The 13,085-nt window shown below is 66.4% G+C and carries 10 protein-coding genes; all 10 read right to left on the reverse strand.

What is annotated here, in order from left to right; translation table 11 throughout:
- Positions 1–161: 161 nt before the first annotated feature.
- Positions 162–908 (reverse strand): ATP-binding cassette domain-containing protein, encoded by a 747-nt coding sequence (locus tag MLE18_RS11560; RefSeq protein ID WP_243438955.1) that lies wholly within the window; start codon positions 906–908, stop codon positions 162–164.
- Positions 905–1,573 carry a molybdate ABC transporter permease subunit gene (modB, locus tag MLE18_RS11565; protein WP_243438956.1) on the reverse strand — a complete coding sequence of 223 codons (669 nt, stop codon included), beginning with the start codon at positions 1,571–1,573 and terminating at the stop codon, positions 905–907. Before modB ends, MLE18_RS11560 begins: the two co-directional genes overlap by 4 nt.
- Positions 1,570–1,725: a hypothetical protein gene (locus tag MLE18_RS11570; RefSeq protein ID WP_243438957.1), complete on the reverse strand. Its 156-nt coding sequence runs from the start codon at positions 1,723–1,725 to the stop codon at positions 1,570–1,572. The genes modB and MLE18_RS11570 overlap by 4 nt, the downstream gene beginning before the upstream one ends.
- A 186-nt stretch (positions 1,726–1,911) precedes the next feature.
- Positions 1,912–3,219 carry a PP2C family protein-serine/threonine phosphatase gene (locus tag MLE18_RS11575; protein WP_243438958.1) on the reverse strand — a complete coding sequence of 436 codons (1,308 nt, stop codon included), beginning with the start codon at positions 3,217–3,219 and terminating at the stop codon, positions 1,912–1,914.
- An 86-nt stretch (positions 3,220–3,305) separates the two neighbouring features.
- Entirely contained in the window at positions 3,306–4,520 is a 1,215-nt protein-coding gene (locus tag MLE18_RS11580) for an RCC1 domain-containing protein (RefSeq protein WP_243438959.1), read from the reverse strand.
- 217 nt (positions 4,521–4,737) lie between these two features.
- Positions 4,738–7,035, reverse strand: coding sequence for an ATP-binding protein (locus MLE18_RS11585; protein ID WP_243438960.1), 2,298 nt, complete (start codon positions 7,033–7,035; stop codon positions 4,738–4,740).
- A 244-nt stretch (positions 7,036–7,279) separates the two neighbouring features.
- A complete protein-coding gene (locus MLE18_RS11590) occupies positions 7,280–7,564 on the reverse strand; it encodes a hypothetical protein (RefSeq protein WP_243438961.1) in 285 nt (94 codons plus the stop codon).
- Positions 7,561–9,630 (reverse strand): portal protein, encoded by a 2,070-nt coding sequence (locus tag MLE18_RS11595; protein ID WP_243438962.1) that lies wholly within the window; start codon positions 9,628–9,630, stop codon positions 7,561–7,563. Before MLE18_RS11595 ends, MLE18_RS11590 begins: the two co-directional genes overlap by 4 nt.
- Positions 9,631–9,639: 9 nt before the next feature.
- Positions 9,640–10,950 (reverse strand): terminase large subunit domain-containing protein, encoded by a 1,311-nt coding sequence (locus tag MLE18_RS11600; protein ID WP_243438963.1) that lies wholly within the window; start codon positions 10,948–10,950, stop codon positions 9,640–9,642.
- A gap of 661 nt (positions 10,951–11,611) precedes the next feature.
- Complete coding sequence (locus tag MLE18_RS11605; RefSeq protein ID WP_243438964.1) at positions 11,612–12,394, reverse strand: hypothetical protein; 783 nt, start codon at positions 12,392–12,394, stop codon at positions 11,612–11,614.
- Positions 12,395–13,085: the final 691 nt, after the last annotated feature.

The following is a 13,085-nucleotide window of genomic DNA, read 5'->3' on the forward strand; positions in this document are numbered from 1 at the left end:
GGGGGGGCCCCGCGGGCCCCCCCCCCCCCCCCCCCGCCGGAGGCATCTTCAAACCCGGCAGGCGCAGGAGGAGAAGAAGCCTCCGGCGGCCAAAGGGAGTTCCTCCCTTTGGAATCCCTTCCCGCTTCGCGTTGGTCGTGAGGGTCTGTGGGGGGGCGAGGCTAGCCGGCGTCCCGGGCTTCCAGCAGGGCGATGACCTCGGGCAGGCGGCGCTTGCGCTCCTCCTCGTCGCCAAGCTCCAACTGCTCCACCACCTGCCCCTGGTGGTAGACCACCAGCGTCTTGGCGAAGGCGGCCACGTCGTCGGGGTCGTGGGTGATGAGCAGAGCCGGGATGCCGAAGCGCTCCAGCGTGTCCGCCAGCTCGCGGCGCATGCGAACGCGCAGCAGCGGGTCCAGGGCGGAGAAGGGTTCGTCCAGCAGCAGGGCCTGGGGCCTGGCCATCATGGCTCTGGCCAGTGCGGCGCGCTGGCGCTGCCCGCCGGAGAGCCGGACGGGGCGTTCGTCCGCCAGGTGGCCGATGCCGAAGTTCTCCAGCATGTCGCGCACGCCCTGCCTGCTGGCGGCGTCCAGCCTGCCGGGCCAGCCGGGGTTCAGGGCGAAGCCCACGTTCTCGGCCACGGTCATGTGCGGGAAGAGGGCGTAATCCTGAAAGAGGTAGCCCAGGCCGCGCTCGCGGGGGGCGAGGTCCACCCCGGCGCGGCTGTCGAAGAGCGTGCGCCCGCCAAGCTGGATGCGCCCGCCGGTGGGGCGCATCAACCCGGCGATGGCCTGCAGGGTGAGCGTCTTGCCCGAGCCGGAAGGGCCGAAGAGCACCACGGCGTTGGCCTCCGACTCGAAACAGGCCCGCAGGTGGAAGCTGCGGCCCTTGGCCCGCACCACGGCCTCCATGTCCACGCGGACGTTCATCGGGCGGGCCTGAGCAGCATTCCCGAAAACATGAGGATGGAGAGGCTGGCAGCCGAGACCACGCCCACCAGGATGGCGGCCTGCTCGTCGCGTCCGGCCATCACGGCGTCGTACACGGCCAGGGAGAGGGTCTGCGTCTTGCCGGGGATGTTGCCCGCGATCATGAGGGTGGCCCCGAACTCGCCCATGGCGCGGGCGAAGGCCAGCATGGCCCCGGCCAGGATGCCCCGCCAGGCCAGAGGCAGCACCACGCGCCCGAACAGAGAGAGCCGCGTGGCTCCCAGCGTGCGCGCGGCGTTGACCAGGTTGGGGTCCACGGAGTCGAAGGCGGCCCGGGCCGTGGTGAACACCAGGGGGAAGGCCACCACGCAGGAGGCCACCACCGCGCCCTGCCAGGTGAACAGTAGGGTGACGCCGAACACGTCGATGAGCAGCCTGCCCAGAATCCCCTGCCTGCCGAAGAGCACCAGCATGTAATAGCCCAGCACCGTGGGCGGCAGCACCATGGGCAGGGTGGCCAGGGCGTCGGCCAGGGGCCGGGCCGGGAAGCGCTCGCGCCCCACCAGGTAGGCCGCAGGCACCCCCAGCGCGAGGGCCCCCAAGGTGGCCAGCACGGCCACCTTGAGGGTCAGAAGGAGGGGAGTGAACACAAGGCTTGCGGTCATCTGTGGCGGGTTCGTCCGGGCCTGTGCGCGTGGACCGGGTCGAGTGAGAGTTCGGAGCACCACATGGAATGATGCTTGCCGGGGAGAAGTTCGAACAGCCAATGCAGGGCCACTGCGGCCGTGAGGGTTCCGATGAGAAGCCAGTCGATCATGGCGCGTACCTCCTTGTGGAGATGTGGACCGTTGCCGGTCTCGCGGGGAAGGTAGCAACCGTCGTGCCAGTCGGTCCTTGGTCGTAACATGGCGGAAATGTTGGACTGCAAAGTGGAGGGGTGTGTCATGGGGCTTACAAAAATGTACGGAATGGCGGCGTTGCGACAATTGTGTAGGGTCAAGTTTCAGCCCAGGGCCTTGAGCACCACCAATGTCATATCGTCGTTGGGGGGCCGCTTGCCCCTGAATTCGGCCACCGAGGCCAGCACGGCGTCCAGGATGGCGCGCGCGCCAAGGCTCCCGCTTTGGGCCACGGTCTGACGCAGCCTCTCCTTGCCGTACATCTCGTCTTTTTCGCTGCGGCACTCCCAGATGCCGTCTGTGGCCAGCACCAGCACCTCCCCGGGGGCCATGCCGGCGCGGGAGGCCGCCTCGTAGCGCCAGCCCGGGGCCACGCCCAGGGGCACGCCCCGGGCGTTCAGCTCCTCGAAGCTCTGGTCCGCCGGATTGTAGAGCAGGGCCGGGTCGTGCCCGGCCTTGGCGTAGCTGAGCGCTCCGCCCACCTCCGCCCCGGCGGGCTCCACGGCCAGCCAGAACAGGGTCATGAAGCGGCCGGAGTCGCCCGTGTCGCGGCAGAGCAGGTCGTTGACGTCAGCCAGCATGGCCGCCAGGCCGCCTGCTCTGCGTTCGGCACGGCCCTTGATGAAGGCCCGGGCGCTGGCCATGAGCAGGGCCGCGCCGATGCCGTGGCCCGTCACGTCGCCCACGGCCAGGGAGAAGCCCTTGGACCCCGGGTCGGGGTGGGGCAGGTAGTCGTAGTAGTCGCCGCCGGTGGAGTCGCAGGAGATGGACGCCCCGGCCAGGTCGAAGCCCGGGGTGGGCGGTGGCTCGTGGGGCATGAGGTCGTTGTGGACGCTGGCCGCGATGGCCATGTCGAACTCCAGGCGCTGCTTCTCCAGCAGGTGGCGGTGCAGCCGGGCGTTTTCGATGGCGATGGCGGCCTGTGCCGCGATGAGCTGGAAGACCTCCTGGTCGTCCGTGTCGAAGGGCTGGCCGTCGATCCTGTTGATGAGCGCGGCCACGCCGATGACGCGCTCCTTCACCGCCAGGGGCACGGCCAGGATGGAGCGGGTGTGGTAGCCTGTGCGGCGGTCCACCTCGGGGTTGAAGCGCGCGTCGGCGTAGGCGTCGGGCACCAGGGCGGGCACGCCGTTCACCTGCACCCACCCGGCCACGCCCTGGCCGCGCTTGAGCACGTGCCCCCGGGGCAGCTTGTCCGCCACGGGGCCCTGGGCCACGGTGAAAACCAGGTCGCCTGTGTCGGCGTCGGTGAGCAGCAGGCTGCAGGTCTCGGCGTGCAAGGCCTGGCGCGAGGTGGTCATGATGCGCTCCAGCACCTCGTCCACGTCCAGGGAGGAGGTGATGAGCGCGCAGAGCTCGAAGCAACGCTTCAGGTTGTCCGCGTGGCAAGCTGGCGTATCCGGTGGGGCCATGCTGGTTACATGCCCGCAAAGCCGCAGGGTGTCCAGAATGCGGCGAAAGGATCACGCATCATGACTGGGTGCGTGACGCACGCGCCTCAGTTGCCCAGGAGCAGCAGCGCCGCAGCCGTGGAACCGGGCGCGGGCAGACGCAGCGTCGGCAGGCTGCGCACGGGCGACGGGCTCGACGTGCTGGTGCCGTCGCCGAAGCAGCCGTGGCTGTTCGTGCCCCAGGCCCATACGCCTCCCTTTTCGTCCACGGCCAGTGAGTGGCCCACGCCGGCCGTCAGGGTGACAAATCCGGATTTGCCCGGGGGCGACTGCACCGGCTCCAGCCGAGTGCTGGAGTCCCCCGTGCCCAGCTGGCCGCCGCTGTTGCCGCCCCAGGCCCAGGGCACGCCCCCGGCCGTCAGGGCCATGGAATGGTAGTAGCCCGTGGCCACGGCCTGGACCGTTGGCAAGCCGTTCACCCTGATGGGCGAATACCGTGGCGAGGTGTCGCCGGTGCCAAGTTGCCCGTTGTCGTTCAGACCCCATGCCCACACCGCGCCCTGATTGTCCAGGGCCAGGCAGTGCGAGCCGGTGGTGCTGATGGCCACGATGCCCGACAGGCTGGGAATCTGGATCGGGGACCAGCGGTCGTCCGTGTCACCCAGGCCCAGCACTCCCGACCAGCCGTTGCCCCAGGCCCAGACCGTGCCGTCGCTCTTGAGCGCCAGGGAGAAGCCTATCCCGGCCTCGACGGCCTGCACGCCCGTGAAATCCGGAATCTGGGCGGGGGTGCTGCGGCTCTCCGTGGTGCTGAGGCCCAGCTGTCCGTTGCCGTTGGCCCCGCTGACCCAGACCGTGCCATTTTTGGCCAGGGCCAAGGTGTGCGTGTACATGGAAACAGCCTTGATGCCGGAGAACCCGGTGAGCACGGGCGAGAAATGGCTGCCGGTCTCGCCGGTGCCGAGCTGTCCGCTGCCGTTGAGGCCCCAGCCCAGGACCGAGCCGCTGGAGGTCACGGCCATGGAGGCGCTGTAACCGGCCGCGACGGCGACGACGCCGGAAACGCCCGTGAGTTTGTACGGGACGAGCTGATCCGGGTTTACGCCTCTGCCGATCTGCCCGAAGTTGTTCCAACCCCAGGTCCAGGCGGCGCCGGTGGCGTCGCAGGCCAGGGTAAAAGCGTTCTCCGCTGCGATGAAACGTTTGAAGGCCGAAGCTGGGGGAGCGCTGAACGCATTGGAAGAGCTGCAGAGCCAGAACAGTAGGCCGAGAATTGCGGAAAAGTGGATTGTAAGGCCAGGAGTGATGCCGGTGGGTTGCATGAGTCCCTCCAGACAAGCCGATGCAATGAGCGGATCCTGCCTGAAGAGGCACTCCTGACCAACACCGTGGTCCTCTTTGTGCATATCGTGATGGTCAAGTCAACAGTGCCCCCGTCCAGCCCCATTCTGCCCGGCGCTGCACTGCGAAGACATGCTGAGCCGGAACGTTCACGAAGCATGGGGAGAGGGCTGGGCGGAGTGGACCGGCCCGGGCCGTTCAGCGCCGCCGGATCCAGCCCGTGGCCCTGTGCAGCGCGCCTAGCAGTTCTTCGGTGGTGAACGGTTTGGAAATGTAGTCGTTCATGCCCGCGGCCAGAAAGCGCTCCCGGTCGCCCTGGAGCGCATAGGCGGTGACGGCGACGATGTAGACGTCCCGGTCGCCCGCGTGGCCGGAGCGGATGAGCCGCGTGGCCTGTTCCCCGTCCAGTTCGGGCATGAGCGCGTCCATGAGCACGAGGTCGAAGCTCGCCTCCCGCAGGGCTTCGATGGCTTGTTGCCCGTTCTCCACGGCCACGACCTCATGGCCCCAGAGCTGCAGGGTCTTCTTCGCGTAGAGGCGGCTTATGGGGTCGTCCTCGGCCAGGAGCAGCCTCAGGCCGGGCTTGGGAACCCGGGCCTGCGCAGGCTCGGGGCCCCCTGCGGCCGCGGCGTCCTCGATCCTGTCCAGCTCGACCAGGAAGGAGAACGCGCTGCCCTTGCCCAGCTCGCTCTCGACCCATATGGCGCCGCCCATCATCTCCACGAGGCCCTTGGAGATGGCCAGCCCGAGCCCGGTGCCCCCGTATTTGACGTGACCCGGGGAGGCGGCCTGCTCGAAATTTTCGAAGATGGAGCAGAGGCAGTCCCGCGGGATGCCGATCCCGTCGTCCCGGACGGTGAACAGCAGGCCGGACTTGTGCGGGTTCCTGGTCGTGCCGGGGCCGACGGTAACGGCCACGCGGCCGCGCTCGGTGAACTTCACGGCGTTGCCCGCCACGTTGGTCAGGATCTGCCGGAGCCGCCCGCTGTCACCCAGTTGCCGATCAGGCACGGCGGGATCGACGGCGTACGTGAACTCCAACCCTTTTCCCCGCGCTGCGATTTCCAGGGGCTTGAGCGTGAAGGCGATCAGTTCGCGCAGGCTGAAAGGACGGCACTCGAGGATGAGCTTCCCGGCCTCGATCCTCGAAATGTCGAGGATGTCATTGATGATTTCCAGCAGGGACCGGCCCGAACGCTGCACCAGGTTCAGGTACTCCCGCACGTCATCGGACAGGTCCTGTTTCAGGGCCAGTTGGGTCATGCCGAGAATGCCGTTCATGGGCGTGCGTATCTCGTGGCTCATGTTGGCCAGGAAGGCGCTCTTGGCCCGGTTGGCGGCGTTGGCGGCCTCCAGGGCGGCCCTGATTTCCCGCGTCTGTTCCTGGACCCGCTGCTCCAGGGTCTCGTTCAATCGCTTCAGCTCCTCCTCGGCAACTTTGCGCTTGGAGATGTCGTTGAAGAGCACGGCCACCTGCCCCCTTTGGGGGGAGAAGGCCGAAATCCTGAAGTGCTGGTCAAGCGGGGCGAAATAGGTCTCGAAGTAGATGGGTTCCCCGGTTTCGGCCACCCGGGCGTAGATGTCGAGGTACGGAGGCTCCCCCGCGCCGTACAGTGTCGTGGCCGAAGCCCCCATTGCCTCCTCGCGGGTGATGCCGAGGATCTTCTCGTACTTGGGGTTGACGTCGATGATGGAGTAGTCGCAGGGGCGGCCTGAATCGTCGTACACTATCTCGTGCAGGCACAATCCTTCCTCCAGCGACTCGTACAGGGCACGCAGCTTGCGCTCGTTGTCCAGCAGGGCCAGTTCGGCGTTTCTCCGGGCGGCGCGGGCGCGCAGGGAGTCGATGCCGTAGGCCAGGGTGCCGGCCAGCTCCACCAGCAGGCCGAATTCGTCATGCTCGAAGGCGTCGGGCTCGTCCGAATACACGGTGAGCACGCCGAGCAGCCCGTCCTTGAGCAGCAGAGGCAGCGCGATGGAGGAGGCGTACCCGCGCCGGGCGGCCTCGGCCCTCCAGGGGAGAAGATTGGGGTCCTCCTGGATGTTCTGGCAGACCACCGGGGCGCCCGTGCGCGCGGCCGTGCCGGTGGGGCCCCGCCCGAACGCGTTGTCGCCCCAGGATATCCTGGCGTTCTCCAGGTAGCCGTCCTCGTAGCCGACCTGGGCGATGGGAACCACGCTTCGCCCTTGATCGTTGAGTGGCGCGCCGACCCAGGCCATCCTGTATCCCGCGGCCTCGACCATGAAGCGGCAGATATCGCGCAGCAGCAGTGTTTCGTCCGAGGCCTTGACGATCAGGCGGGAACAGGCGCTGTAGGCGCGGACGGCCCTGTTGGAACGCCGCAGGAGCGCATCGAGCCGGTCTCTCTCGGCGGCAAGGAGCCCGGCCGGATCAGGGCGGGCTGTCCCGGCGGGGCTCGTTTTAGGCGCTTCAAGCCCCTGGTCCGCTGCCTGGCGCGAGGTGCGGGGAGTGCGGCTGTCGTCCTGTTCGCTCATGCGGCCTCTTGTACGGGTTCTTCAAGGTGACCGGGTTGTCAAGGTACCGGGATGTATCTGGAACGACCCTAACTGGTTATTTTGTATTAGTCATCGGCGAATACAGGGCTTTGGGGCGCTGGATAAGGGCTGGTGCGGGGTTGTCCGGGCCGGCGCCCGACCGAATCGATCACTGCGAGGCCGGTACGAGGGGCGCAATGGCCGGGGCAGCCCCCGGCCATTGCCTGAACACACCGTGCCCGCCTTACAGCACCCTCCCTCGTTCCGCGTTCACGTCCGAGCCCAGCCGCTCCCGGGCCTGCTCCCCGGCGGCGGCCAGGCTGTGCAGCCCGGCCAGGAATTCCTCCAGCGCGGCCAGCCCGGCCTTGAGCCGGGTGAAACCCGGAGCGTCGCCGGGTTCCAGGGCCAGGATGGCCTCCCGCCGGGCTGCTAGCTGCGCTTCCAGCAGAGCGCGCACGGCGTCGCATTCCAGCAGGCGGGCCACCTCTTCGCCTTGCAGGGCCTGGCGTTCCAGTTCCTCCCGGTTCACTGCGGGCCTCCCTGGGGGCCGGGGATCATGCCGGGAGGCAGGGGAGCGCCGGGAGGCGTCAGGACGGGGCTGGAAAAGGAGCCGGGTCTTGGCCCGGGGCCGCCGCCGGGTATGGGGGCGGGCCTGGGCATGGGGTCGACTCCCGGGCCAGAAACGGGGCCGGGAACAGGACCGGCTCCGAGGTGTGCCCCGGGATCGCGGCCGCCCTTGCCCAAGGCCCTGGCCATGACCTGGTTGTCGCGCAGCAGGCCGTCCGCCCTGCGCTTGAGGCCCTCCACCTGGTCCATGGAGGCTTCGTCGCGCAGGTACTCCGACACGTCGATGTCCAGGTATTCGTATTTGGCCTTGATGGCCTTGATCAGCCCCTTGGCGTCGCACACGCCCAACTGCAGCCCGGCCTTGAGCATCATCTGCACCAGCTCGTCCATGAGCCGGGCGCTGTCCTGGCGCTCCTGCGGGCCCACGCCCACGTCGATGGCCACGGCGTACTCCCCGGCCAGGTCCCCGGGCTCGATGAACACGTCCGCGCCAACCACACGCCGGTCGTCCTCGGGCGGGTAGAGGCGGATCACGTCCAGCACGCGCGCCAGGATGCGCCGGAAGGCCCGTGCGATGCGCCTGGCGTAGAGCTTCTGGCGCTGCATCCCGGCGGTGAGGCGCAGCTGCATGCCCAGGGCGGTGTGGTTCAGGGAGTTGTTGTCCAGGCCCTGCATGTCCGCGCTGACGCCGGACTCCTTGGCCACCTCCCCCAAGGTGAGCTGGAAGGCGTCCAGGATGAACTTGTCCGTGGGCGAGGGGGCCAGCTCCTGCACGGTGCCCAGGGAGGGCACCAGGGAGACGTCGCCAGGCCCCATGCCGGAGAGGATCTTGCGGGCGCGCGCGTCCGTGGTCAGGAAGCCCCGGTAGGTGCTCATGGCGGCCTGGTCCTGGATGTTGCGCAGCAGGTTGGAGAGCACCCGCTGGCGGTGGTCCAGCACGGCGGCCACGGGGCGGCCCAGCAGCTTGTGCGGCTCCTTGTAGACGTAGCCCAGCTCGAAGGGCGGACCGCCGTAGGGGTTCTCCACGGGGCCGCGCAGGATCACGTCCTCGCAGACGGTGACGATGCAGGGCTTGAGCAGCCCGGTCTCGTCCACGGGCAGACGCAGGTAGCACTCCCAGACGAACACCTCGGGCGTTCCCGGGCGCGTCGGTCCGTCAGGGCCGCCCTGGGCCGCCACGCCGTCCGCCTCGTGCAGCGCGGCGTATTCCCCGGATGTCTCGGCCATGCCGCGGCGCTGGTCCGCCCTGGCGCGCAGGGCCTCGGCGCTGCCCTTGCGGTAGACCCCGGCCAGCTCCTGGCGGCGGATGGAGTCCAGGTCGCGCTTGACCACGTGGGCCACGAAGGGGTTCTTGGCCAGGTCGGCGTAGCCGGGCAGCATGTACAGCTCGCGCGGGGGCACCACCTCCAGGTGGAAGCCCTGGTAGAGGCTCTTGCGGCGCACGGCCTTGGCCCCGCGCAGCCCGGGCCGCTCCGCCCCGCTGGCCGGGTCGCGCAGGGTGACGGACTTGCCGCCCCGGATGTCCACGATGCTCGTGTCTTCGGCGGCCAGGGCTTCCAGCTCCTCCACGCCCATCTCGGGCAGCAGCTCGGTGGTCAGGTCGTAGTCGTCGCGCTGGGTGACCTTCATCACGCCGTAGTGGTTCACCAGGCAGTCGTGGATGAAGTCCTCGATGAGCTGCTCCCCTTCCAGGGGGCCGAAGAGCTTGTGGCGCACGTAGCGGCGCAGGCGGTCGGCCCGGTCGCGGGCCTGTTTGGCCTCCTCGGGGTTGTCGCCGCGCACCACGGGGTTGAAGGTGAAGAACTCGCCGGTGAACACGTCCACAAGGCCGGGCTTCATCCACTCCACCACCGAGAAGATGGTGGGATGCACGGTCTGGGACCAGCCAGGGCGCTCGTTGCCGTATGGTTCGGCGCGGTACCAGCGGTAGTGCTTCTCGCGCTCGGCCGAGAGCTCGGCCTGGTAGGCGCGGGCCGCGTCCATGTCGGGCTGGATCAGGGCCAGCAGGTCGTTGTCGGTCATGGGCATGGGGTCTCCTTAAAGAAAACGGGAAGGCTCAATGCCTTCCGCGTGGTTGCAGGTTTCCTCCGCCGCCTGGAACCGGTCGGCGTGGGCCATGGTCAGCACGAAGGCGTCGGCAAGGTTGGGGGAGGGCACGCCGCGTCGCTTGAGCTCGTCCTTGCCCTCCACCTTGATCCTGCCGCTGGGCAGGTAGGCGTAGCGCGGGGCCGAAAGCTCGGCGGCCAGCTTGTGGGCCAGGGGAACGGTGTCGTCGATGGCGGCCGTGCGGCTGGCGAAGAACTCGCGGGCCTTCCACCACAGCTCGTCGCGGCGGCGGTTGAAGCGCTCCGAGGAGGCCGCGGCCTCGGCCACGTTCACTGCCACGGCGGGCAGGCCCCAGCCGGAGAGGATGTGCGCCGCGCCCGCGCCCCAGCCCACGCTGTCCACGTAGAGGGCCTCGGGGCGCATCAGCTCGAAGCACTCGCGGGCGCGCCCGGCCACGGCCAGGGAGTCGTCCAGCCGGAACTCCTCCACATGCAGCACCTTGCCGCCCTGGCGCACCACGATGGCCGAGGGGTCGCCGCCGAGCGACAGGCCCACGTCCAGGCCCATGACCAGCCCGCTGTGCCGGTAGCCCACGTTGCGGCCCACGGCGTCCAGCACGCAGGCCAGGGGGATGAGGCAGTCCTCCCCGGTGACATCGAAGTCGCACTCGTACTCCTGGCGGAACTGGGCCTGGCTCATCTGCGAGCGGGCGGACTCCAACTCCTCGCCGGGGATCAGGCCCGTGGCGCTGGCCGGGAAGCGGGCCGCGTACCAGGCCGGGTCGCGCAGGGCGTTCTGGTAGAGCTGGTGGAAGTGGTTGTGGCCGCGCGGGGTGCCGATGAACACGGCGAAGCCGCGCCTGTCCGAGAGGGCGGGCCGGATGACCATGGAGTAGGCCTCGGGCCGGAAATCGGCGTATTCGTCCAGGACCGCGCCGTCGAGGTAGATGCCGCGCAGGCTGTCGGGCTGGTCCGCGCCGTAGAAGCTGATGCGCGCGCCGTTCTCGAAATCCACACAGAGGCCGGTCTCGTTGGCCTTGGCCCCGGGCACGGCCAGGGCGTAGCGTTTGAGGTAGTCCCAGGCCACGCGCTTGGCCTGCACCAGGGTGGGGGCCACATAGGCCAGGCGCTGGGCGGGCTGGCCGTCGCGATGCGCGGCGTCGATGAGCGCGTTGACGCAGAGCACGGTCTTGCCGAAGCGCCGGTGGCAAACCAGCACGGAGAAGCGCTTGAGCCCGGCGTGGATCTCGCGCTGGAAGCGGAGCGGCGCGTAGCCCGTGTGCACGGTGATGTCGGTTTCCATGAACCGGGCAGTGTACTCAGGAAAGCTCCGCCGTCACCCCACATAGGGCTATGTGGGGAGAAAGTTGAAAATTGTCGGAGGATGGGGAGCGGGGCGAGTGATGAGGGACGGCGCGAATTGACGCGTAGTCTTATATTTGCTAGCACGTTTGCATGGGTAAGAAATTCGAAGCCCTGCCGCTGGTTCTGAAAATCCTCGTGGATGTCGGTTCCATGCTCACGGGCGGCGTAGCGGCTACGGTTCTGTTTTATTGGCTGTTCTTCAAATGAAACGTCTGGGCAGGAAGTAGCGCGATGGAAAATGCATCACACCCTCATAATAAGGTTTTAAGGACTCTCTGGAGTTGGTTCGCATGGTTTCTTTTGATTTGGGCTTTTTGGGGGGTATCTTTACTTTCTCATCTTTCTAACTGTGTTTGCCGGGAGACATCATGGTTTTAAAGGTGGTGTATAGAAAGATTGCTTCATGGTTTTTGGGCGATTTTCTGGTAATTAATTGTGAGGCACAACCGTCGATTATAATGCGTTTTTTTAATAATGCATTTAAATCTTTTGTTTTGTTTTGCATCGTCTATTCCGGAGCTCTTTTCCGGTGTAATTGGTACTGCTATTGATTGTTCAATGTTCAAACAGGCGCGGCCGATTTCGACCGCGCCTGGGCATTACAGGTCTATGTGCGGCTGTAGGTTCTTGAGATTTGCCCCAAGTTTTGGGGTAAGATAACCGGCGAGGGCACCCGCAGCTGCAGCGAGACCCAGCCCACCCGTCCCGATAGCCGCGCCGAAGGGTACTAACGGCGTTAGGTAATCTTCGGCCTCGCGCAATCCGCGAATTTCAACAATGTCCTTTTTCTGCTCCCAGTAGTCGTGTATTGGCGGAGTGTGCTCCAGTTCAGGACCCGCATTGGGCGTATCCGGCGTATTGTGCCACTCCTCCCGCCTTCTCAAGTACTCCTGCCGGTCGTAGTCCCCGCCAGCCTGTTCGATCCGTTTGGCATCCAGCGCGGCTGCGGCGTCGGGGTGCAGTTGCATCTGGCCGCCAGGGATTTCGTCGTTTCGCAGAAACGTGTTGCCCCCGGCTTTGTAGTAGTTTTGGCCTGCGTGTGAGAACTCGTTCTGGCCCTCCAGACTGCTCAAGGCCTTATCGTACCTTTTGAAGGTCGGGTCGCCCGCGCGCTCACCCGTGGATTGCCTCAGGCTGCCAAGTGTCGCCCAGGATGGCGATCCGGGTTCCTCGGCCTGCTGCTCCATCTTCCTCAAATGCGCCACCGCGAGATCGCCATAGGTCAGGGTCTTCGGCATCCTGTCCAGGGCCTCCTCCATCGTCAAAGCCGGTTGCGGTTCGGGTTGAGCGGGCTGCTGCACCCCGCCCTGGTTCGAGGCGGGGGGCGGGTCCATCTGGAACGGGTTCACGTTGGGCTGGTAGTCGTTGATGTCGTCGATCATGCTGCGTCTCCTTGAGTGGTTGTTTCGCGCCTGGCCGACGTTACTGCCGGGCGCTCATGAACCGGGCAGTGTACTCAGGAAAGCGCCGCCGTCACCCCACATGGGGCTATGTGGGGAGAAAGTTGAAAATTGTCGGAGGATGGGGAGCGGGGCGAGTGATGAGGGACGGCGCGGATTGACGCGTAGTCTTATATTTGCTAGCACGTTTACATGGGTAAGAAATTCGAAGACCTGCCGCTGGTTCTGAAAATCCTCGTGGATGTCGGCTCCATACTGACGGGCACCGCGGCGGCGACGCTTCTGTTCTATTGGTTGTTCTTCAGGTAAGATTGCAAGGTGGGAGTACCCTAAGGATATCGAACCTCATCCGCATGACGAAGCGCTCAAACGGCTCTGGTCAATGTTTGCAGGTCTCATGATAGCCTGGGGCACGGCAGGCATCATTGTGGTGTCGTTATTGGGCTGGAGCTGCAAATGATGGGCCGTCTACGTCAGCGTGTTTGCAATGCGCGGAATATTATTGCACAACGGATAATTATTGATACGCATTTAGTGCGATTTGCAGAGTCGATCTGGAAGCGATATCTCATCAATTCAGCACTGTCATTTTTAGTTACGGTGTTTGCGCATTCATTCGTGATAATCACATGCAAGTATTTTTAAAATGCGGCGACAAGTTGGTCAGCTTGCC

It is taken from the genome of Fundidesulfovibrio soli (assembly GCF_022808695.1).
Taxonomy (GTDB): Bacteria; Desulfobacterota; Desulfovibrionia; order Desulfovibrionales; family Desulfovibrionaceae; genus Fundidesulfovibrio; species Fundidesulfovibrio soli.